Source organism: Streptomyces sp. NPDC104226, assembly GCF_055584085.1.
Genome location: NZ_JBVJMS010000008.1, coordinates 171535 through 193410 on the forward strand (window position 1 = coordinate 171535; position 21876 = coordinate 193410).

Below are 21876 nucleotides of genomic sequence, written 5' to 3' on the forward strand. Positions count from 1 at the left end.
CGTAGAGTCTGATCTTGAGGGATCCCGAATTCGCGGGGTCTTTCACGTGAGCGTGCGAACCGAGCGGGGTGAGCTAGACATGGCGACCAAGGACACCGGCGGCGGACAGCAGAAGGCGCAGCGCTCGACCGAGGAGGTCGAGGAGGCCGCGGTCGAAGAATCGACCGACCTCAAGGAGCGACAGGAAAAGCTCTCCGACGACGTCGACTCGGTACTCGATGAAATCGATGATGTGCTCGAAGAGAACGCCGAGGATTTTGTTCGAAGCTTCGTTCAAAAGGGTGGTCAGTAAGGCCCTTTTGCCTTCGAAGTGAAGGTGAGCCTGCTGGGCTTGGGTCATGTCTACGGAAACGAAGCTATGTCGTGGATGTGGCCGCCAGCAGCCGCTCAGCTCATTCGCTGCGAACCGCGCCACCAAGGACGGCCTGCAGGCCCGATGCCGGGAGTGCGTGGCGGCGTACGGAGCCGACTACTACCGGCGGCGCCGGGCAGAAAAGGGCAAACAGGTTTGGGAGAGGGCGGAAGTCCCGTCGGGGTGGAAGCAGTGTCGTTCATGTGGCGAAGTCAAGCCGCATAGCGAGTGGCACAAGAATGCAACTGCGCCTGACGGGCTCGCTACTTGCTGTAAGCCCTGCAAAGCGGCTCGTGGGCGAGCGGGGCATCTCAAGCGGTCCTACGGGATCACCGAGGCCGAGCGGGACGCGATGATCGAAGCTCAGGGCGGTGTCTGCATCCTCTGCCAAGAGAGTCCGGCGGAGCATGTGGATCACGATCACCGGACGGGTAAGGTCCGAGGCGTACTTTGCTTCGGCTGTAACGCAGGAATCGGGCAACTCAAGGATCGGCCGGACGTCTTGAGGCGTGCAGCCGCTTACGTGGAAGGAAACCTGTGGAACCCAACACTCGTAGCACAGGGCGTCTACCGGCAGCCTTCCTGACGCCGGGGTCGTCGTCCTTCATGGACTTCTTGGGCGCGCACCAGCCCGAGATGCTCCCGGGCAACCGGAAGCTGCCCGACGGGGTCGTCGAGGCGCCGCACGGGACGACCATCGTGGCCGTCACCTTCCCCGGCGGGGTGGTGCTCGCCGGTGACCGGCGGGCGACCATGGGGAACATGATCGCGCAGCGGGACATCGAGAAGGTGTTCCCGGCGGACGAGTACTCCGCCGTCGGCATCGCCGGCACCGCCGGTCTGGCCGTGGAGATGGTGAAGCTGTTCCAGCTGGAGCTGGAGCACTTCGAGAAGGTGGAGGGCGCGACCCTCAGCCTCGAGGGCAAGGCGAACCGGCTGTCGACCATGATCCGGAGCAATCTGGGCATGGCCATGCAGGGGCTGGCCGTCGTGCCGCTCTTCGCGGGGTACGACGAGGCCAAGGAGAAGGGGCGGATCTTCTCCTACGACGTGACCGGCGGCCGCTCCGAGGAGCACGGGTACGCCGCGACCGGGTCGGGTTCGATCTTCGCCCGTGGCTCGATGAAGAAGCTGTACCACTCCAAGCTGACGGAGGAGGAGGCGACGACGCTCGTCATCCAGGCGCTGTACGACGCCGCCGACGACGACTCGGCGACGGGCGGCCCGGACCTCTACCGCCACATCTACCCCATCGTCAGCGTGATGACGGAAGAGGGATTCCGCAGGCTGTCGGACGAGGAGTCCTCGGAGCTGGCCCGCAAGATCACGAACCGTCGGCTGGAGCAGCCCGACGGTCCGCGCGCCGCACTGCTCTGACCCGTCCCGCCCTGACCTCCTCGTCGTCCAGAAGAAAGGGACGGAAAGCCGGTGTCGACTCCGTTCTATGTGTCACCCCAGCAGGCCATGGCCGACCGGGCGGAATACGCCCGCAAGGGCATCGCCCGTGGTCGCAGCCTTGTTGTGATCCAGTACGCCGACGGCATCGTGTTCGTCGGTGAGAACCCGTCCCGCGCGCTGCACAAGTTCAGCGAGATCTACGACCGGATCGGCTTCGCGGCCGCCGGCAAGTACAACGAGTACGAGAACCTGCGGATCGGCGGTGTGCGCTACGCGGATCTGCGCGGATACACCTACGACCGCGACGATGTGACGGCCCGTGGGCTGGCGAACGTCTACGCGCAGACGCTCGGCACGATCTTCTCGAGTGCGGGGGAGAAGCCGTACGAGGTGGAGCTGGTCGTGGCCGAGGTCGGCGCGACGGCGGCCGGGGACCAGATCTACCGGCTGCCGCACGACGGGTCGATCGTCGACGAGCACGGGTCCGTGGCCGTGGGCGGCAACGCCGAGCAGATCAGTACCTACCTCGATCAGCGGCACCAGGACGGGATGACCCTGTCCGAGGCGCTGAAGCTGGCGGTGCAGGCGCTGTCGAGCCAGGCGAACGGTGCCGACAAGTCGATTCCGGCGGAGCGCTTGGAGGTGGCGGTGCTGGACCGTACGCGGGCCCAGCAGCGCAAGTTCAAGCGGATCCGCGGCCGGCAGCTGTCGCGGCTGCTGGAGGCGGACGTTCCGGCGGCCGTCCAGGCGGATGCCGTGTCGAACGACGAGGCTCCCGAAGAGGAAGCCGAGTAGAGCGGGACGTGTGTGCGTGAGCGCCCCTGGCCTTCGGGCCGGGGGCGCTTTCGCGTTCCCGGGGGCTCAGATGCGCGGTGCCGGGCCCGTGGAGTCGCGTACGACGAGGTGGACCGGGATGTCGACGGGTGGCGCGGGGGTGCGGGGGGTGCCTTCGAGGACGGCGAGGAGGGCGGTCATGCCCTGTTCGCCGACGCGTTCGGCGGGGAGGTGGACGGTGGTGAGTTCCGGTTCGACGGCGGTGGCGAGGGCGAGGTCGTCGAAGCCGGATACGGAGAGGTCCTCGGGGATGCGCAGGCCGAGGCGGCGGGCGGCTTTGCAGGCGCCGGCGGCCAGGATGTCGTCGTCGCAGACGACGGCGGTGGGGCGGCGGTCCGCGGGGGTGTCGAGGGCGGCTTCCATGGCCGTACGGGCGGCTTCCACGCTGAGGTCGGCCCGTACGGTGCGCAGCTCGGTGCCGGGCGGCAGGTGGGCGGCCAGGGCGTCCGCGCGGACGTCGAAGGTCCAGGAGTCGATGGCGGAGGCGAGGTGGAGGAAGCGGTGGTGGCCGTGGGCGAGGAGGTGTTCGGCGGTCTGGCGCATGCCGTCGGCGATGGCGAGGTTGACGTGGGCGTCGGCGGTGTCGGCGGTGGGGTCGCTGTCGAGCATGACGAGGGGGAGTCCGTCGCCGCCGAGGGCGTGGAGGGCGTCGGCGGCCATGGAGGAGGCGATGACTCCGTCGAGGGCGGCGCGGGCGGAGGCGAAGGGGTCGCGGGCGGGGCCGGTGCCGTCGGGGGAGGGGTAGAGGACGACGCCGAAGCCGTGTTCGGCGGCGATGCGGGCGGCGCCGGTGTAGACGCGGGCGAAGAACTCGTTGGTGAGGGCGGGGACGACGAGGAGGGCGGTGCGGGTGGAGCCGAGGCGGAGGTTGCGGGCGGCGAGGTTGGGGCGGTAGCCGAGTTCGGTGGCGGTGTGGCGGACGTGGTCGGCGGTGCGTTCGGAGACGCGGCCGCGCCATTTGTCGCCGAGGACGAGGGAGACGGTGGCCTGGGAGACCCCGGCGGCGGTGGCCACGTCGCGGCTGGTGGGTCTCGTCACACGGTGCTCCTGTAGTGCGAGGTCGCGGGGGGTGTGGGTGTCGGGTGGGTGGACCGTCCGACTGTGGTCATGGTACGTATGACCGGTTACGTTATACGTATTACTTGGATGACTCCCGGCTGGGTCCGGGCAGAAGGGGGCGGACATGGCCGCGGGTTACGCGGAGCTGCTCAGGACCCGGCATGCCGCGAGGCTGCTGGTGGGCACGCTCATAGGCCGGCTGCCGAACGGGACGGGGCCGATCGCGATCGTGCTGTTCACCCGGGCGGAGGGGGGCAGCTACAGCCTGGCGGGAGCGCTCGCGGCCGCGTACGGGGTGTCGAACGCGGTGGGGCAGCCGCTGCTGGGGCGGGCGGTGGACCTGTTCGGGCAGCCGCGGGTGCAGTTGCCGGCGGCGGTGGTGTCGGCGCTGGGCATGGTGTGGCTGGCGCTGGCCGGTACCGGGTCGGCGGTGGTGGCGTACGCGGCGGTGGTGATCGCGGGTCTCTTCACGCCGCCGCTGGAGGGCGGGCTGCGGGCGCTGTGGCCGAGCGTGCTGGGCGGCAAGGAGGAGCGCGTGCACGCGGCGTACGCGATGGACGCGGTGGCCCAGGAGGTCATGTTCACGGTGGGGCCGCTGCTGGTGACGCTGTGCGTGGCGCTGTGGGATCCGGCGGTGGCGCTGCTGGTGCTGAACGGGATCGGGGTGCTGGGTGCGCTGTCGGTCGTGGTGTCGGAGCCTTCGCGTACGTGGCGTTCGGAGCCGCGGGAGGCGCACTGGCTGGGAGCGCTGCGCTCGCCGGGTCTGCTGGCGTTGCTGGGGGCGTTCTTCTTCGTGGGGACGGCGCTGGGGTCGATCACGGTGGCGGGTGTGGCGTACGCGGACGAGCACGGTGGTCAGGCGGTGTACGGCTGGCTGATGGCGGCGCTGGGTCTGGGTGCGCTGTGCGGTGGGGTGCTGTACGGGGCGCGGCAGTGGGCGGGTGCGCCGGAGCGGCGGCTGCGTGTGCTGGTGGCGTTGCTGGCGGTGTGTTACCTGCCGTTGATGCTGGTGCCGGGTGTGGTGGCGATGACGGGGTTCGCGGCGCTGGCGGGGGTGTTCCTGGCTCCGGCTCTGGCGTGTGCGTTCATCGTGGTGGACCGGCACGCTCCGGTGGGCACGGTGACGGAGGCGTTCTCGTGGCTGGTGACGTTCTTCGGGGTGGGTGCGGCGATCGGTACGGCGGCGGCGGGTCCTTCGGTGGAGGCGGGGGGTACGGCGGCGGGGTTCGCGGTGGCGAGCGTGGCGGGGGCCGCGGCGCTGCTGGTGCTGACGGTGACTCAGCGGGTGCTGGCGCGTCCGGGTGCGAGCCGCGCGGTGGCGGGGGCTGTGCCGGGGCCGGGGTCTGAGCCCGGTTCGGCGGCGGGGGTCGCGGCGGGTTCGGCGGGGCCGTTGGAGGGCTCTGCGGAGGCGTCGGCGACGGGGTCTTAGGCGGGGCCTGCGGGCGTCCGAGGGGCGACTGGGGGGCGGCTGAGGGGCGCGGAGGGGGCGTGTGGGGGCGGTCCGGCGGCGGTCGGAGGGCGGTGGACGGGTGGTCGGCGGGCGGTCGGTGGGGTGGCCCCTCGGGAAAATGATCGAAACGGCGCCTGCGAACTCGGTTTCAGAACAGAGCAGAAGGCGTAATGTTCAGTCATGGACCGCCGCATTTTCGGGCTGGAGAACGAGTACGGCGTCACGTGCACGTTCAGGGGACAGCGCCGACTGTCTCCTGACGAAGTGGCGCGCTACCTCTTCCGCCGTGTTGTGTCATGGGGCCGCAGTAGCAATGTCTTCCTGCGGAACGGCGCCCGCCTCTACCTCGACGTGGGTTCGCATCCGGAGTATGCAACTCCCGAATGCGACAACCTGATCGAACTGGTCACCCACGACAAGGCCGGCGAGCGCATTCTCGAAGGCCTGCTCGTCGACGCCGAACGCCGCCTGCACGAGGAGGGAATCGCGGGCGACGTCTATCTGTTCAAGAACAACACCGACTCGGCGGGAAACTCGTACGGCTGCCACGAGAACTACCTGGTGGCCCGGCACGGGGAATTCTCCCGGCTGGCGGACATTCTGATCCCGTTCCTCGTCACGCGGCAGCTGATCTGCGGTGCGGGCAAGGTGCTGCAGACGCCCCGGGGCGCGGTCTACTGCGTGAGCCAGCGGGCCGAGCACATCTGGGAGGGTGTCAGTTCGGCCACGACCCGTTCGCGGCCGATCATCAACACCCGGGACGAGCCGCACGCGGACGCGGAGCGGTACCGGCGTCTGCACGTGATCGTGGGCGACTCGAACATGTCCGAGACGACCATGCTGCTGAAGGTCGGGGCGACCGATCTGGTGCTGCGCATGATCGAGGCGGGCACGGTGATGCGGGACCTGACGCTGGAGAACCCGATCCGGGCGATCCGGGAGGTCAGTCACGACATCACGGGTCAGCGCAAGGTGCGGCTCGCGAGCGGCCGGGAGGCTTCCGCGCTGGAGATCCAGCGGGAGTACTACGACAAGGCGGTGGACTTCGCGGAGCGCCGGGGCATCCGCGAGGGTGTCGTGGACCAGGTGCTGGAGCTGTGGGGCCGGACGCTGGACGCGATCGAGGCGGAGGACCTGGACCGGATCGGGACCGAGATCGACTGGGTGATGAAGTACCAGCTGATCGAGCGGTACCGGGCGAAGCACAACATGACGATGTCGAACCCGCGGGTGGCTCAGATAGACCTCGCGTATCACGACATCCACCGCAGGCGCGGGCTGTACTACCTGCTGGAGCGCAAGGGGCAGGCGGCGCGGATCTGCAACGACCTCAAGATCTTCGAGGGCAAGTCGGTGCCTCCGCAGACGACGAGGGCGCGGCTGCGGGGTGATTTCATCCGTCGTGCGCAGGAGCAGCGGCGGGACTTCACGGTCGACTGGGTGCATCTGAAGCTGAACGACCAGGCGCAGCGCACGGTGCTGTGCAAGGACCCGTTCCGGTCGGTGGACGACCGGGTGGAGAAGCTGATCGCGGGGATGTAGGGCGGCGCGCGGCGTCGCGTGCATCGCACTGATCTTGGCCAGGGCCTCGTACGGATCTCGTACGGGGCCCTGTCCACGCCTTAGAGTGGCGATGACCTATGTGCCGTCTGAGATCTGAGGAACACGTGCGCCGACTTGCCGGCCTGCTTGTCGTACCCCTTCTGCTGCTGTCGACAGCGGCCTGTGGCGACAGCGGCTCCGACTCCGCCGAGATGAAGAACGGGGCGCCCGCGATCACGAAGGGTGCCAAGTTCGGTGAGACCCCCACCCTGGCGAAGGGGGCGGGTACCCCGCCGAAGGAACTGAAGGTGGTGACCGTCAGCGAGGGTGACGGCCCGGCGCTGAAGAAGGGCGACATCGCCCAGGTCAACTACCTGGGGCAGGTCTGGGACGGCAAGGAGCCGTTCGACCAGAGCTTCGGCAAGGGCAAGCCGTTCGACGTGACCATCGGTGCCGGCCAGGTCATCAAGGGCTGGGACCAGGGCCTCGAGGGCAAGAAGGTCGGCAGCCGACTGGAGCTGGTGATTCCGCCGGCGCTCGGTTACGGCGAGCAGGGCTCGGGCGACAAGATCAAGCCGAACGCCACGCTGGTCTTCGTCGTGGACATCGTCAAGGCCACCTCCGTGCCGGTTTCGGCCACGGGCAAGGAGGTCCCGCAGACGGACGCCGCCCTGCCGAAGGTCGGTACGAACACGGACGGCAAGGAGGTGACCGTGACCGTCCCGAAGGACGGTGCGGCGCCGACGAAGCTCGTGTCGAACTACGTCCTGGAGGGCGACGGCGCGGTCGTGAAGGACACCGACAGCGTGGTGGTCAAGTTCCACGGCAAGACGTGGAAGGACGACAAGACCTTCGAGAGCACCTACAGCTCCGACCAGTCGGTGACGTGGCCGCTGTCGGAGCTGTCGGTCAAGGGTCTGAAGGACGGGATCGTCGGCAAGAAGGCCGGCAGCCGCATCCTGCTGGTCATCCCGCCGGACCAGGGCTTCGGCGACAAGGAGCAGGGCACCATCCCGGCCAACTCGACGCTGGTCTTCAGCCTCGACATCCTGGCCGTGGTGTAAGACTGTCCGGGTTGTACCCCCTGTTCGTAAGTTTTTGAGGAGCAGTTCCGTGAGCGACAAGCTCGAGAAGCCCGAGATCGACTTCCCCGATTTCCCGGTCCCGGCGGACCTCGTGATCGAGGACATCTGGGAGGGCGAGGGCGCCGAGGCCAAGGCCGGTTCCCCGGTTTCCGTTCACTACGTGGGCGTGGCCTACTCGACCGGTGAGGAGTTCGACGCCTCCTGGGGCCGCGGCGCGCCGCTTCAGTTCCAGCTCGGCATCGGTCAGGTCATCTCCGGCTGGGACACCGGCATCCAGGGCATGAAGGTCGGCGGCCGCCGCAAGCTGGTCATCCCGCCCCACCTCGCCTACGGCGACCGTGGCGCCGGTGGCGCGATCAAGCCGGGCGAGACGCTGATCTTCGTGTGCGACCTGATGGGCGCCTGACCGGTTCGCTGTGATGTGACGCCGTGAGGCGTGCGGGGCCCCTGTCTTCGAGGCAGGGGCCCTCGCTTTTGCCCAGGACCGTCGGGGCGGTACGGTCAGCGGTCACGAGGGTGTACCGGGGACACGACTCGAAGGTCTGGAAGGGCGGATGGGCGTCGATGGCGATTGCCAAGGCCGAGCGGCTGATGAATCTGGCGCTGTGTCTGCTGGGGACGCGTCGGCCGCTCAGCAAGCGGGAACTGCGCGGTTCCATCGAGGCCTACATGGAAGCCGGGAACGACGAGTCCTTCAACCGCATGTTCGAGCGGGACAAGGATGATCTGCGGGAGCTCGGGCTGGTCATCGAGACCGTCGAGAACCTGGAGGGCGAGACCGGCTATCTGGCCCGCCGTGATTCCAACCGGCTGCCTCCCGTGGCGCTGGACGCCGAGGAGGCCGCGGCCCTGGGGGTCGCGGCCAAGGTGTGGCAGCAGGCGCGGCTCGCCGGGGCGGCCAGTGGGGCGCTGCAGAAGCTGCGGGCCGGCGGCATGCCGGAGGCCTCGGACCCGTTCGAGGGGCAGCACAGTGCCATCGAGCCGCGGATCCCGGTGCACGAGGCGGCCTTCGAGCCGCTGATGCTGGCCTGTCGTGATCGCCGGCCGGTGGTGTTCGACTACCGCAAGTCCACCGCGGCCCGTCCCGAGGCCCGGCAGGTGGAGCCGTGGGCCCTGGAGTGCTGGCGCGGCCACTGGTACCTGGCGGGCTTCGACCGCGACCGCGGGGCGGAGCGCGTGTTCCGGCTTTCGCGGATCACGGGCAAGGTCCGGTCGCGGGCGGCCAGGTACACGGCCGAGGTCCCGGACGTGGTGACCGTACGGGAGACCGTGGCGCGGTGGGCCGGGGAGAGCGCGGAGCGTTCCGCGCTGATCCGGCTGCGGGCGGGGGCGGGCTATCCGCTGCGGTCCCGTGCCACGGCGGTGCGGGAGGGGGCCGGCGGCGAGGGCTGGGACGAGCTGGAGATCCCGTACGGGCACGGGCTGGACGCCTGGCTGGTGGAGTTCGGTCCCGATGTCGTGGTGCTGGAGCCGGCCGATCTGCGGGCCGACGTGGTGGACCGGCTGCGGGCCGTGGCCAAGGGCTGATCCGGCCGCGCGGGATCCGTGCGGGGAGCCGCGCGGGAGCGGGTGGACCGGGTGGACCGGGCAAGAACATCGAGCAACGCCCTGAGGGGGAGACGTACCAGCATGGCTGCCAACGCCATCGACCAGACGCGCCGGATGCTGTCCCTGGTGACCTATCTGCGCGAGCGCCCGGGTGCGCACATCGCGGACGTGGCCCGGGCCTTCGGGATCACCGAGGACGAGCTGATCTCGGACCTCGACGTGCTGCCCATGTGCGGGACCAGTTTCCGGGGCGGTGACCTGCTCGACATCGACACCGACGGGGAGCGCATCTGGTGGCGCAACCCCGATGCCTCGGGGGAGTCCACCGCCGAGCCGCTGCGGCTGGCCGCCGACGAGGCGACGGCGCTGCTGGTGGCCGCCAGGGCCGTGGCGACGCTGCCCGGGCTGCGCGAGGGGGACCGTCAGGCGCTGCTGCGGGCCACCGCGAAGCTGGAGGCGGCCGCGGGCGAGGTGGCCGGGGCCAGTTCCCGGCTGTCGGTGACCTTCGAGTCCGAGGGCGGGGTCTTCGCCGATGTGGACCGGGCCATCTCCGAGCGGCGCCGGCTGTGGCTGCGCTACTACTCGCCGGCGCGCGACGAGCTCACCGAGCGCGAGGTCGATCCGATCCGGCTGTTCGCGGTGGGGCACACCTACCTGGAGGGGTGGTGCCACCTGTCGGAGGCCCGGCGGACCTTCCGGCTGGACCGGGTGGCCGAGATCCGGCTGCTGGACGAGCGGGCGGATCCGCCCGCCATCGAGCCCCGTGATCTGTCCGAGGGGCTGGTCCAGCCGGCCGCCGAGGATCCGGAGGTCGTGGTGGAGGTCGGTCCGGGCGGGCGCTGGGTGGCGGAGTACTACCCGCACGACAGTGCCGAGGAGCTGCCCGAGGGGGGTCTGCGGATCACTTTGCGCACCCCCGACCCGGGCTCTCTGCGGCGTCTGGCGCTGCGGCTGGGCCGCGAGGGGCGGATCGTCGCCCCGGTGGAGCTGGCGGACAGTGCCCGGCGGGCGGCCCGTGAGGCGCTCGCGGCGTACGAGGACGGTGCGGCCGTGGACGTGGCGGCCGGGAGCGGCGCCGGCGGGGAACGGGGCTGAGGGGCCGAGGGGGGATCCGCGCGATGTCGGTCGCGTTCAAGGCGTCCTGTCCCGACTGCCGGGCCCGCTTCGAGCTGGACGCGGGTTCCCTGCGGCTGGCCATCGGCGGCAGCCGGCGTACGACCTTCTACTCCTTCACCTGTCCCGAGTGCGGGGCTCCGGTCCGCAAGCCGGCCGGTGAGCGCATCGTGGAACTGCTGACCGGTGGCGGCGTGAGCACCCTGCGCAGCGTGTGAGCCGCGCGGTGGCCTAGGCTCGTCGCATGCTGTGGCCGATGTTCGCAATCGCTCTGGGTTTCCTCGGGCTCGCCGTCCTCGGGGTGCTCGCCGTGCGGGTCTTCGTGGAGGTGCGCAGGCTGTCCGTCCAGGTCGCGGACGCCGGTCGGCGGATCTCGGAGGCCTCCGCCGACCTGGAGCGGGCCGCCACGGGCCTGGCCAGGGCGGGGCGCTCGGTGCGGCCATAGCCATCGTCGGGCAACCGTCGTACTGTCTGACCACGCAATCGGTGATGCCCCGGGGCATTGCCCGGCGTTAACCCCCGGGGGTTACGATCCTTGTCAGAACGGCTTACCGGTCTCGGTCGGGCCGTCTTGACCACCACAACCAGCCGTTTCGGTGAGAAGGAAGACACACATGATCGGCAACCTGAAGCCCCTCGAGATCCTCCTGATCGTCGCCGTGATCTTCCTGCTGTTCGGTGCCAAGAAGCTTCCCGACATGGCCCGCTCGCTCGGCAAGTCCGCCCGGATCCTCAAGAGCGAGGCGAAGGCGATGAAGAAGGAGGGGGAGGCGGAGGACGCCGCCGCCGCCGCTTCCGTCGCCGACCCGGCACCCCAGCAGGCCACGGCCCCGCGCACGATCCAGGCGTCGCCCGGCGACGTCACCAGCGCCCGCCCCGTGAACGAGCCCAACCACACCAAGCAGGGCTGACCGCGGCCGCTTCGCCGGTCGCGCTCCACCAGTCAACTGCAACGAGACAAGGGACGTGGGTTGCTCAAGTCTGCCCGCAAGCAGGAGAAGCAGGACCGGAAGGCAAAGGACGCCGAAGGGCGGATGCCTCTCGTCGAGCACCTGCGTGAGCTGAGAAACCGGCTGCTGAAGGCGGTCCTCGGGATCCTCGTGGTCACCATCGTGGCCGCGTTCTTCTACAAGGACCTGATCGACTTCATGATGAAGCCGATCCTGGAATCCGTCGGCTGCACCAACGGCGTGGTCACGCAGCGCAACGGGAAGCCCTGCGCCGCCATGACGGTCAACGGTCTGATCGCGCCCTTCTCCATCGCCCTCAAGGTCTCGCTCACCGCCGGCGTGGTGCTCTCCGCGCCGGTGTGGCTGTACCAGCTGTGGGGCTTCGTGGCCCCGGGCCTGCACAACCACGAGAAGAAGTACGCCGTGGCCTTCGTGGGGGTCGGCGCACCGCTGTTCGGCGCCGGCGCGGTCCTGGCGTACAAGGTCCTGCCGCAGACCGCGGTGATCCTGCTGGAGTTCACGCCGGAGAACGCGGCCAACCTGCTGCCGGTCGACGACTACCTCGACCTGATCACGCGCATGGTCGTGGTCTTCGGTCTCGCCTTCGAGCTGCCGCTGCTGCTGATCCTGCTGAACGTCACCGGGGTGCTGACCGCGAAGCGGCTGGCGAGCTGGTGGCGGGCGATGGTGCTGGGCATCACGATCTTCGCCGCCTTCGCGACGCCCACCGGTGACCCGCTGACGATGCTGGCGCTGGCCGCTCCCATCGTCGCGCTGTACTTCATCGCCCTGGTGATCTGCTACCTCAACGACCGCAGGCGGGTGCGGAACAACCCGGACGCGGGTCTCGACGACGACGAGGCCTCCGAGGTGGACCTGACGCCGGCGGCGGTGGGTGAGGTCGAGCCCGTGGCGGCTCCGGGCGCCCTGCCCGAGCAGGCCGACGGCGGACGCCAGCGGATCAACGGCTACGACGACGCCACCTGATCGACGCGGGCCGCATCGGGGGGTACATTCCCGCGGGTGAGTGCTGAGATCACCCTCTTCGTCAATCCCACCGCAGGAGGCGGCCGGGCCGCGCACGCCGCGCAGCCGGCCGCTTCCGCGCTTCGCGGGGCCGGCTTCTCGGTGCGGACCGTCGTCGGGGGCGATGCCCCCGACGCCCTGGCGCGGCTGCGCGCCGCGGTGCGCGAGGGCACCGGCGCGGTGATCGCGGTCGGCGGGGACGGGATGGTCTCCCTCGCACTGCAGGCGCTCGCGGGCACGCTGGTGCCGCTCGGGGTGGTCGCGGTGGGCACCGGGAACGATTTCGCGCGCGCGATGGGACTGCCCGTACGGGAACCCGCGCGGGCGGGCCGGCTGGCCGCCGAGGCCCTCAAGGAGGGCCGGGTCCGCGAGATCGACCTCGGCCGGGTGGCCGGGGAAGGGGCCGGCGCCGGGGAGGGCGCCGGTGGGACCTGGTACGGGACCGTGCTGTGCTCCGGCTTCGACTCGCGGGTCAACGACCGGGGCAACCGGATGCGGCTGCCGCTGGGCCGGTTCAAGTACGACCTGGCGATGGCTCTGGAACTCGCCGCCTTCCGGCCCTTCCCGTACCGGATCACCCTGGACGGCGGCCGGGTCCTGGAGACCGAGGCCACGCTGGTGGCCGTCGGCAACGGCTCCTCCTACGGTGGCGGCATGCGCATCTGCGCGGACGCGGTGCCCGACGACGGGCTGTTCGACGTCATAGTCGTCGGCGACTGCAGCCGGACCACGCTGCTGAAGGTCTTCCCCCGGGTCTACAAGGGCACCCACCTCGGCCATCCGAAGGTCACCGTCCACCGGGCCGCGGAGGTGACCCTGGAAGCGGCCGGCATCACGGCCTACGCGGACGGCGAGCCGCTGGGCCCCCTCCCGGTGACCGCGCAGTGCGTCCCGGCGGCCCTGCGGCTCCTGGCGTAGGGCGTCCGGGCCCGCGCAAAAGATCGCGACTGTTGTCAGAGGCGACGGGTAGGCTCGAAGACAAGATGACCGAAGAACTCTCTCCCGCCGAGCGGTACGCCGCTGCCCGGATCCGCGCCGCCGAAGAGGCCTCGGCCCTGGCGCCCTTCCGCGAGATGTACGAATTCGACCTGGATCCCTACCAGATCGAGGCCTGCAAGGCACTGGAGGCCGGCAAGGGCGTCCTCGTCGCCGCGCCGACCGGCTCGGGCAAGACCATCGTCGGCGAGTTCGCCGTGCACCTGGCCCTCCAACAGGGCCGCAAGTGCTTCTACACCACGCCCATCAAGGCCCTGTCGAACCAGAAGTACGCCGACCTCGCCAAGCGCTACGGCGCCGACAAGGTCGGCCTGCTCACCGGCGACAACAGCGTCAACGCCGATGCTCCGGTGGTCGTGATGACCACCGAGGTGCTCCGCAACATGCTGTACGCGGGCTCGCAGGCGCTGAACGGCCTGGGCCACGTGGTGATGGACGAGGTGCACTACCTCTCCGACCGGTTCCGCGGAGCCGTCTGGGAGGAAGTGATCATCCACCTCCCCGAGTCGGTGACCCTGGTCTCGCTGTCCGCCACCGTCTCCAACGCCGAGGAGTTCGGCGACTGGCTCGACACCGTGCGCGGCGACACCGAAGTGATCGTCTCCGAGGAGCGGCCCGTACCGCTGTGGCAGCACGTCATGGCCGGCCGGCGGATCTACGACCTCTTCGAGGAGGGGTCCGACCACGGCGGCCGCGGCTCCGCGCGCCGCGAGGTCAATCCCGACCTGCTGCGGATGGCGCGCGAGGAGAACTCCAGCCGGTACAACCCGAAGGACCGGCGGCGCGGAAAGATGGTCCGCGAGGCCGACCGGGAGCGCGAGCGGCGCTCCCGCGGCCGGATCTGGACCCCGTCGCGCCCCGAGGTCATCGCCCGGCTGGACAACGACGGGCTGCTGCCCGCCATCAACTTCATCTTCAGCAGGGCCGGCTGCGAGGCCGCCGTCCAGCAGTGCCTGTACGCGGGGCTGCGGCTCAACGACGACACGGCGCGGCTCAAGGTGCGCGAGATCGTGGAGGAGCGGACCGCCTCCATCCCCACGGAGGACCTGCACGTCCTGGGCTACTACGAATGGCTCGAAGGGCTGGAGCGGGGCATCGCCGCGCACCACGCGGGCATGCTGCCCACCTTCAAGGAAGTCGTCGAGGAGCTGTTCGTACGGGGCCTGGTGAAGGCCGTGTTCGCCACGGAGACCCTGGCCCTGGGCATCAACATGCCGGCGCGCACGGTGATCCTGGAGAAGCTCGTCAAGTGGAACGGCGAGCAGCACGCCGACATCACCCCCGGTGAGTACACGCAGCTCACCGGGCGGGCCGGGCGGCGCGGCATCGACGTCGAGGGCCACGCGGTGGTGCTGTGGCAGCGGGGCATGGACCCGGCGGGCCTGGCCGGGCTCGCGGGTACCCGTACGTATCCGCTGCGCTCCAGCTTCAAGCCCTCGTACAACATGGCCGTCAACCTGGTCCAGCAGTTCGGGCGGCACCGTTCGCGGGAGCTGCTGGAGACCTCCTTCGCGCAGTTCCAGGCCGACCGCTCGGTCGTCGGGATCTCCCGGCAGGTGCAGCGCAACGAGGAGGGCCTGGACGGTTACCGGGAGGGCATGACCTGCCACCTGGGGGACTTCGAGGAGTACGCGCGGCTGCGCCGCGACCTCAAGGACCGCGAGAACGACCTGGCGAAGCAGGGCGCGGCCCAGCGGCGGGCGCAGGCGGCCAGCTCGCTGGAGAAGCTCAAGCCGGGCGACATCATCCACGTGCCGACGGGCAAGTTCGCCGGGCTGGCGCTGGTGCTGGATCCGGGGGTGCCGGCCGGGCGTTCCAACGGGCACCGCGGGCACGAGTACACCGAGGGTCCGCGCCCGCTGGTGCTCACCGTGGAGCGGCAGGTCAAGCGGCTCGCCGGGATCGATTTCCCGGTGCCGGTCGAGGCCATCGAGCGGATGCGGATCCCCAAGACGTTCAACGCCCGTTCCCCGCAGTCCCGTCGGGACCTGGCGTCCCAGCTGCGGTCCAAGGCGGGGCACATCACGGTGGAGCGGCACGCGCGCGGGCGGGCGGCCGCGGCCGACGACCGGGAGATCACGAGGCTGCGGACCGCACTGCGGGCGCACCCGTGTCACGGCTGCGACGAGCGCGAGGACCACGCGCGCTGGGCGGAGCGCTACTACCGGCTGCAGCGGGACACGCGGCAGCTGGAGCAGCGCATCGAGGGCCGGACGAACACCATCGCCCGTACCTTCGACCGGATCCACGCACTGCTGACGGATCTGGACTACCTGCGCGAGGACGAGGTGACCCCGCACGGGCGGCGGCTCGCGCGGCTCTACGGAGAGCTCGACCTGCTGGCGTCGGAGTGCCTGCGGGCCGGTGTCTGGGAGGGGCTGAGCCCGGCCGAACTGGCCTCCTGCGTCTCGGCGCTGGTCTTCGAGGCGCGGCAGTCCGACGATGCGGTGGCGCCGAAGGTGCCAGGCGGCGCGGCGAAGGCCGCGCTCGGCGAGATGGTCCACATCTGGGGCCGGCTCGACGCGCTGGAGGAGGAGCACGGCATCAACCAGGCGGAGGGCGTGGGCCAGCGCGAGCCGGACCTCGGCTTCGCGTGGGCGGTGTACCAGTGGGCCTCCGACAAGAGCCTGGACGAGGTGCTGCGCGAGGCGGAGATGCCGGCCGGTGACTTCGTGCGCTGGTGCAAGCAGGTCATCGACGTGCTGGGGCAGGTGGCCGCCGCGGCGCCCTCCGCCGCTTCCTCCCCGGAGGGGGGCAGCACGGTGGCCCGCAACGCCCGCAAGGCGGTGGACGCGCTGCTGCGTGGTGTGGTGGCCTACAGTTCGGTGGGTTAGCCGGACTTGTGGTTTCCTCCAGAAGTGGTCATGGCCGGATCTCATCTCTTGCCATGATCACTTCGGTGTGTCCCGTGAGAAAATCGGAACATGACTGGGGGAACGGACGAAGGGCCGAGACGGGTCGGTCGTCCGCGGGCCGATCAGCAGAGACCGGTGAGCGGCCGGCCGCCGCGCGAGGAACTCCTCTATGCGGCGGCCGAGTTGTTCACGGTCCAGGGGTACGCGGCCACCACCACGCGCGCCGTGGCCGAACGGGCCGGGATGCGCCAGGCCACGATGTACCACTACTTCGGGGGCAAGGAGGAACTCCTCGCCGAACTCCTGGAGTCCACGGTCGCACCCTCCCTGGAGCTGGCCCGCCGGCTGGCCCGGGATGCGGGGCGGCCCGCCGGACGCCGGCTCTGGGAGCTGTGCCGCTCCGACGTGATGCTGCTGTGCGGGGGGCCGTACAACCTGGGCGCGCTCTACCTGTTGCCGGAGGTCGCCGGTGCCCGCTTCGCCCGCTTCCGCCGGATGCGCCAGGAACTCAAGGACATCTACCGGGAGTTGCTCGACGGCACGGGCGTCGGGGCCGAACTCGCCGATGATCGGGCCGGGCTGGTGCTCCGCAACGACCTCGTCTTCGGTCTCATCGAAGGCGTCATGCTGATCCACCGCTGCGATCCGGGGCGCCCGGTGGCCTCCTTCGCGGAGGCCACCGCCGACGCGGCCCTGCGGATCGCGGGCGTCGACTAGGCCGCACCCCCTAGGGACCCGCCTCCCAGCCGGGCCGGTCCTCCCAGGCCTGCAGGCTGCGGGCGCTCTCGATGCGGTGCGCGATCCCGGTGACGGGATCGGTGAACTCCAGGGTGCGGGCCAGGAGCTGGAGCGGGCGCCGGTAGTCCTCGGGCGCCGGATCGCGGACCAGCGGATAGACCGGGTCGCCCAGGATCGGCAGGCCCAGGCTGTTCATGTGCACCCGCAGCTGGTGGGTGCGCCCGGTGTGCGGGGTAAGCCGGTAGCGCCCGGTGCCTCCCCGGACCGCCAGGAGTTCGGCCAGGGTCTCCGCATTGGGCTCGGCTCCCGCGACCTCCGTCGCCGCCATCACCCCGCGGACCTTCTCGATGTGGCTGCGCAGGGTCCGGGGGAACTGCACCGCCGGGTCGTGGGGCGCGAGCGCCTCGTACTCCTTGCGGATCCGCCGCTCCTGGAACATCAGCTGGTAGGCGCCCCGGTCCTCGGGCCGGATGCTGAACAGCACCAGCCCGGCGGTCATCCGGTCCAGCCGGTGCGCGGGGCTCAGCGCGGGCAGGCCGAGCTCCACCCGGAGCCGGGCCAGGGCCGTCTGGAAGACGTGGCTGCCGCGCGGGGTGGTGGCCAGGAAGTGCGGCTTGTCGGCCACCAGCAGGTGCTCGTCGCGGTACACGACCCCGATGGGGAAGGGCACCACGGGCTCGGGCGGCATGTCCCGGTGGAACCAGAGGAAGCCGCCGGGCTCGTACGGGTCCTGCGGCCGCAGCACCCGGCCGCCGACGCCCAGCACCCGGCCGTCGCGCAGCAGGCGGTCCATGGACTCGGCGCCGCGCGTGCCCTCGTAGCGTGCCGTGAGGTACGAGCCCAGGTCCGGCCAGGTCCCGTCCGGGTCGGGGGGCAGCCGCATGCGGACCGGGTCGATGCCGGAGACCTGGGGCAGGGGCGCGTCGGGGATGTGGGATCTGCGCTTCACCGGGTACAGGCTAAGCGGCTACGGGCGGGTGAAGGTGCCCAGGTGGTCGGCGTCCAGGTACTCCACGCGCAGGGTGCCGTCGCCGAAGGTCACCCCGGTGCGGCCGGCCCTGTTCTCGCCCACCGTCTGGAAGCTGAAGACGTCGCCGTCGTAGTGGGTGAGCGGATAGCGCTGGGGTGCGGGGCCCAGCGAGAGGACGAGCCCGCCGCCGTCGGGGTCCGTGGTGACGGTCGCCTTGCCGTAGTACGGGTTGTCGTACGTCCCGGTGTACGCACTGTCCGCCTTGGCGGGCTTCGCGCCGGCGGGCGGCTTCGCGTAGTCGGTGGGGGAGTGGCCTTCGAGCCCGGCGTAGAGGGAGGCGGTGAGCGGGAGCCAGTCGGTGCGGGCCTTGCCGTACTCGGCGACGTCGAAGAAGTCCAGGGCCACCGCGTCGGGCAGACCCACCGGGGAGCCGTTGGTCAGGACGACGATGCCGAGCTTCTCCAGGGGGAGCATCGTGACGTTGGTGTTCGCGCCGAGCAGGAAGGCGCCCGAGTGGCTCAGGCGGAGCCGGCCCGCCTGGTCGTAGCTGACGTTCCAGCCGAGTCCGTAGAAGCCGCTGGTCCCGGTCGGGGTGACCGGCACCGAGACGATCTCGGGAAGGTGGGTGCGCGCGAGGTTGTCGGCCGGGACGACCTGCTTCCCGTCGAGCTTGCCGTCGCCGAGCTGGAGCCGCAGCCAGCGGGCCATGTCGCGGGCGGTGGAGCTGACCCCGCCCGCCGGAGCCTGGGCGTCGGGGTTGCGGACGAAGCTCGGGCTCCAGGTGCCGTCGGGGTTCTCGGTGTGGATGGCGGCCCGGTCGGCGGCCCGCTCGTAGGCGGAGAACTCGGTGCTGGTGCGGGTCATTCCGGCGGGCTTGAACAGGACGTCCTCGGACAGCTTCTGCCAGCTCGCGCCGCGTTCCCGGGCGACGGCCTCGGCGGCGGCGGTGAAGCCGAAGTTGGTGTAGTTGTAGCTGGCCCGGAACGGGGAGAGGGGCTCCAGGCGCAGGTGGTCGAGGATGTACGACTGGTCGTAGCCGAGGTCCTCGAGGAGGTCGCCGGCGTGGTCGGGCAGGCCGCTGCGGTGCGACAGCAGGTCCGCGGTGGTGACGTGGTCGGTGACCCACGGGTCTTTCAGGGCGAACCCGGGCAGCTCGACCCTGCGGTCGAAGTCGCCGGGGGCCTCGAGGGCGCCGGCGACGACGGTGGAGGTGATCGGCTTGGAGACCGAGGCGACCTGGAAGACGGTGTCCGGTCCCACCGGCGCCGGGTCGCCGACGCGGCGCAGGCCGAAGCCCTTGAGGTAGACGACCTTGTCGTCGTGGACGACGGCGACGGAGACACCGGGGACCCCGGTGCGGCGCATCATGTCGGCGACGGTGGCGTCGAGGCGCCGCACCGCCGCGTCGACCTGGGCGTCGGTGATCTGGGCGGTGGGCGCGGGCGGCGGGGTCGGCGCGGCGGTCGCGGTCCCGGCCGTGGCCAGGAGGGCGGCTGCTCCGGCTGCCGTGAGTGCGCGGAGCGTACGCATGGAGCCATTGTGCGGCCGAACGGGCGATCCCGCCTCGCGTGGGCCGCCTGGCGGCGGCCGGGGGCCGGGATCCGGGCCGCCCAGTGCCCCGGAGGCCCGGCCTGGACGCGGTGGACGCCCGCCGCGGGGTGCCCGTGCGGGCGGGGTGGGCTCGTCCCTGCCCGCCCTTCCGCCGTTCCCCGGGGCTCGGCCCCGGACCCCGCGCCTCACATGCCGACGGGGCTGGATGTGCCGCTGCGCAGCACCGTTCCCCGGGCTCAACCCGGACACGTACGTGCGCTCCGCGGCCGGCGGGGCTGGATGCGCCGCTGCGCAGCGCCGTTCCCCGGGCTCAACCCGGGGCCCGTGCGTGCGCTCCGCGGCCGTGCCCTCACACGTCGGGCGGGCTGGAACTCCGCTGGGCCGGAGCCCGGTGCCGGGTCAGGATGCGGCGCCGGCCAGGGGGCGTTCCTGTTCGGCTTCCACTTCCGCGTTCCAGTCCCGCTTGATCGCGCGCCAGCCCTCGTCCGTCTGGCCCAGGCGCCAATAGCCGGAGATCGACAGGCGTTCGCGCGGGATGCCGCGGTCGATGCGCAGGTGGTGGCGCAGGGATCTGACGAAGCCGGCCTCGCCGTGCACGAAGGCGTGGACGTCGGTGGAGGGGAAGGCCAGGGCCTGGACGGCCTCGGTCAGCGCTTCCCCGATCGGGCGGGAGCCGCGGTGGATCCAGACCGGGACGATGCCGTCGGGAGTGGCGATCTTCAGCTCGTCGTCCGGGCCCTCGACCTCCACGAGCGCGTGGACCAGCGCCCCGGCGGGCATCCGCTCCATCGCCGCGCCGATCGCCGGCAGGGCGCTCTCGTCGCCGACCAGGAGGTGCCAGCCCGCGACCGGGTCCGGGGCGTAGGCCCCGCCCGGCCCGAGGAAGCGTACGAGTTCACCCGGTTGGACGCGGGCGGCCCAGGGGCCGGCCAGTCCTTCGTCGCCGTGGACCACGAAGTCGAGGGTCAGTTCCAGGTGGGCCGGGTCCCAGGCGCGCACCGTGTACGCGCGCTGGCGCGGCCACTCCTCGCGGGGGTGGTCCGCCCGGATCCGGTCCAGGTCCCAGGGGGTGGTGTACGTGACGCCGTCCGGTGCGAAGAGCAGTTTCACGTAGTGGTCGGTGTACGTGCCCGCACCGAATCCGGCCAGACCGGCACCGCCCAACACGATCCGCACCATGTGCGGACTCAACCGCTCGGTCCGCACGACGACTGCGGTGCCGACCTTGCGGGCGCGTCCTTCTGCCACGACGTCTCCCTGACTTTCCGACCCTGACTCCGTGAAGCTTAGGATTACCTAAGTTAGCACCTCAGGGGCGGAGTGCGCTGCCCAGACGTTCCACGGCTCCACTCAGGCCCCACCGGTGGGCGAGCGCGGCCACCAGATCCGGCTGGGCCGGGACGGCCGGGAGCGCCGGGTCGAACGCCGGAAGCGGAACGTCCGAGGCGACCTGGACGACCTTGGGGGCAACGGCCAGATAGGGCCTTGATTCGTCCAGCCGCTTGCGCTGTGTGGGGGTCAGCTTCGACTTCGGGTCCTCGATCGCGGCGATGATCCCGGCCAGGTTCCCGTAGGCGTCCAGCAGCTTCGCCGCCGTCTTCTCGCCGATGCCGGGGACGCCCGGCAGACCGTCGCTCGGGTCCCCGCGCAGCAGCGCCAGGTCGGCGTATCCGGGGCCGTCCACCCCGTACTTCTCGCGGAGCCACGCCTCGTCGGTCACCTGGAGGGTGCCCACGCCCTTGAGCGGGTACAGCACCCGGCGCCGCTTCGCGTCGTCGACCAGCTGGTACAGGTCCCGGTCGCCCGTGACGATGTCCACCGGGCCGGTCGCGCGGCCGGTCAGGGTGCCGATCACGTCGTCGGCCTCGTAGCCGGGGACCCCCACCCGGGCGATGCCGAAGGCGTCCAGGGCCGCCTCGATGATCGGGACCTGCGGGGCCAGGGTGTCCGGGGTCTCCTCCACGTCCGGGCCGCTTTCCGTCTCCTGCGCGACCCGGTGGGCCTTGTAGGACGGGATCAGCTCCACCCGCCAGTGGGGCCGCCAGTCGGCGTCCATGCAGGCCACCAGGTCGTCGGGCCGGTGGTCCTGCACGAGGCGGCCGATGAAGTCGAGCAGGCCGCGGACGGCGTTGACCGGAGTGCCGTCGGGGGCCTTCACGGAGTCCGGCACGCCGAAGTACGCGCGGTAGTAGAGGGAAGCGGTGTCCAGGAGCATCAGGCGTCGTGTCGTCGTCACGGTCACGATGATGCACTGAGGGCAAACGGAAAGTGGCGCAGGTACGGCCTGCTCTGCCCGTGAGCGCGAAACCGGGGGCGGTTGCTGCGTAAGGTGCTTACAGCACACCGATGTGCGAAGTGGGATGTGCGAGGCACCGGGCCGATCGAAACAGGGCCGGGCCAACCGAAACA

At 70.9% G+C, this 21876-nt stretch carries 22 protein-coding genes; 17 read left to right on the forward strand and 5 right to left on the reverse strand.

The genetic code is table 11. The features are described 5' to 3' along the window. Window positions 1-79: 79 nt before the first annotated feature. The 4 genes from ACZ60J_RS25070 to prcA are packed head-to-tail and all read left to right on the forward strand — an operon-like array spanning window position 80 to window position 2545. Window positions 80-292 carry a ubiquitin-like protein Pup gene (locus tag ACZ60J_RS25070; protein WP_133898495.1) on the forward strand — a complete coding sequence of 71 codons (213 nt, stop codon included), beginning with the start codon at window positions 80-82 and terminating at the stop codon, window positions 290-292. Window positions 293-338: 46 nt separating this feature from the next. After that, window positions 339-938: an endonuclease VII domain-containing protein gene (locus ACZ60J_RS25075; protein WP_469685129.1), complete on the forward strand. Its 600-nt coding sequence runs from the start codon at window positions 339-341 to the stop codon at window positions 936-938. Further along, a complete protein-coding gene (gene prcB / locus ACZ60J_RS25080; RefSeq protein WP_469685131.1) occupies window positions 890-1729 on the forward strand; it encodes a proteasome subunit beta in 840 nt (279 codons plus the stop codon). Before ACZ60J_RS25075 ends, prcB begins: the two co-directional genes overlap by 49 nt. A 51-nt stretch (window positions 1730-1780) precedes the next feature. Next, window positions 1781-2545: a proteasome subunit alpha gene (gene prcA, locus ACZ60J_RS25085; protein ID WP_469685132.1), complete on the forward strand. Its 765-nt coding sequence runs from the start codon at window positions 1781-1783 to the stop codon at window positions 2543-2545. 66 nt (window positions 2546-2611) lie between these two features. On the opposite strand, the gene ACZ60J_RS25090 is transcribed toward prcA, so the two are convergent. Beyond that, window positions 2612-3622: a LacI family DNA-binding transcriptional regulator gene (locus tag ACZ60J_RS25090; protein ID WP_469685134.1), complete on the reverse strand. Its 1011-nt coding sequence runs from the start codon at window positions 3620-3622 to the stop codon at window positions 2612-2614. A 145-nt stretch (window positions 3623-3767) separates the two neighbouring features. Here ACZ60J_RS25090 and ACZ60J_RS25095 point away from each other — a divergent pair, with 145 nt between their 5' ends. From ACZ60J_RS25095 to ACZ60J_RS25155, 13 genes are all read left to right on the forward strand, one after another. Beyond that, window positions 3768-5072 (forward strand): MFS transporter, encoded by a 1305-nt coding sequence (locus ACZ60J_RS25095; RefSeq protein ID WP_469685135.1) that lies wholly within the window; start codon window positions 3768-3770, stop codon window positions 5070-5072. 201 nt (window positions 5073-5273) lie between these two features. Beyond that, window positions 5274-6635 carry a Pup--protein ligase gene (gene pafA / locus ACZ60J_RS25100; RefSeq protein WP_371615091.1) on the forward strand — a complete coding sequence of 454 codons (1362 nt, stop codon included), beginning with the start codon at window positions 5274-5276 and terminating at the stop codon, window positions 6633-6635. 125 nt (window positions 6636-6760) lie between these two features. Next, the gene (locus ACZ60J_RS25105; RefSeq protein ID WP_469685136.1) at window positions 6761-7699 is read left to right on the forward strand and encodes an FKBP-type peptidyl-prolyl cis-trans isomerase; all 939 of its coding nucleotides are present in this window, start codon (window positions 6761-6763) and stop codon (window positions 7697-7699) included. Between the two features lie 49 nt (window positions 7700-7748). Then, entirely contained in the window at window positions 7749-8126 is a 378-nt protein-coding gene (locus ACZ60J_RS25110) for an FKBP-type peptidyl-prolyl cis-trans isomerase (RefSeq protein ID WP_469685138.1), read from the forward strand. A 158-nt stretch (window positions 8127-8284) separates the two neighbouring features. Continuing rightward, window positions 8285-9247 carry a helix-turn-helix transcriptional regulator gene (locus ACZ60J_RS25115; protein ID WP_469685140.1) on the forward strand — a complete coding sequence of 321 codons (963 nt, stop codon included), beginning with the start codon at window positions 8285-8287 and terminating at the stop codon, window positions 9245-9247. Window positions 9248-9349: 102 nt separating this feature from the next. Then, on the forward strand, window positions 9350-10363 hold the full coding sequence (locus tag ACZ60J_RS25120) for a helix-turn-helix transcriptional regulator (RefSeq protein WP_469685142.1): 1014 nt from the start codon (window positions 9350-9352) through the stop codon (window positions 10361-10363). A 23-nt stretch (window positions 10364-10386) separates the two neighbouring features. Next, window positions 10387-10599 carry a CpXC domain-containing protein gene (locus ACZ60J_RS25125; protein WP_243334037.1) on the forward strand — a complete coding sequence of 71 codons (213 nt, stop codon included), beginning with the start codon at window positions 10387-10389 and terminating at the stop codon, window positions 10597-10599. A 26-nt stretch (window positions 10600-10625) separates the two neighbouring features. Beyond that, the gene (locus tag ACZ60J_RS25130; protein WP_250740369.1) at window positions 10626-10826 is read left to right on the forward strand and encodes a hypothetical protein; all 201 of its coding nucleotides are present in this window, start codon (window positions 10626-10628) and stop codon (window positions 10824-10826) included. 169 nt (window positions 10827-10995) lie between these two features. Next, entirely contained in the window at window positions 10996-11292 is a 297-nt protein-coding gene (gene tatA, locus ACZ60J_RS25135; RefSeq protein ID WP_469685143.1) for a Sec-independent protein translocase subunit TatA, read from the forward strand. A 60-nt stretch (window positions 11293-11352) separates the two neighbouring features. Beyond that, window positions 11353-12318, forward strand: coding sequence for a twin-arginine translocase subunit TatC (gene tatC / locus ACZ60J_RS25140; RefSeq protein WP_469685145.1), 966 nt, complete (start codon window positions 11353-11355; stop codon window positions 12316-12318). 36 nt (window positions 12319-12354) lie between these two features. Continuing rightward, a complete protein-coding gene (locus ACZ60J_RS25145) occupies window positions 12355-13275 on the forward strand; it encodes a diacylglycerol kinase (RefSeq protein ID WP_469685147.1) in 921 nt (306 codons plus the stop codon). 65 nt (window positions 13276-13340) lie between these two features. Beyond that, a complete protein-coding gene (locus ACZ60J_RS25150) occupies window positions 13341-16187 on the forward strand; it encodes a DEAD/DEAH box helicase (RefSeq protein WP_469685148.1) in 2847 nt (948 codons plus the stop codon). Window positions 16188-16277: 90 nt separating this feature from the next. Further along, a complete protein-coding gene (locus ACZ60J_RS25155; RefSeq protein ID WP_469685149.1) occupies window positions 16278-16925 on the forward strand; it encodes a TetR/AcrR family transcriptional regulator in 648 nt (215 codons plus the stop codon). Window positions 16926-16935: 10 nt separating this feature from the next. Here the strand turns inward: ACZ60J_RS25155 and ACZ60J_RS25160 are convergent, their stop codons facing one another. The 4 genes from ACZ60J_RS25160 to ACZ60J_RS25175 form a co-directional block, all read right to left on the reverse strand. Beyond that, window positions 16936-17895, reverse strand: coding sequence for an RluA family pseudouridine synthase (locus ACZ60J_RS25160; protein WP_469685150.1), 960 nt, complete (start codon window positions 17893-17895; stop codon window positions 16936-16938). Between the two features lie 18 nt (window positions 17896-17913). Beyond that, entirely contained in the window at window positions 17914-19446 is a 1533-nt protein-coding gene (locus tag ACZ60J_RS25165; protein ID WP_469685152.1) for a serine hydrolase, read from the reverse strand. Between the two features lie 420 nt (window positions 19447-19866). Further along, window positions 19867-20715 carry a siderophore-interacting protein gene (locus ACZ60J_RS25170; protein ID WP_469685153.1) on the reverse strand — a complete coding sequence of 283 codons (849 nt, stop codon included), beginning with the start codon at window positions 20713-20715 and terminating at the stop codon, window positions 19867-19869. A 61-nt stretch (window positions 20716-20776) separates the two neighbouring features. Then, on the reverse strand, window positions 20777-21682 hold the full coding sequence (locus ACZ60J_RS25175; RefSeq protein ID WP_469685605.1) for a 5'-3' exonuclease: 906 nt from the start codon (window positions 21680-21682) through the stop codon (window positions 20777-20779). Window positions 21683-21876: the final 194 nt, after the last annotated feature.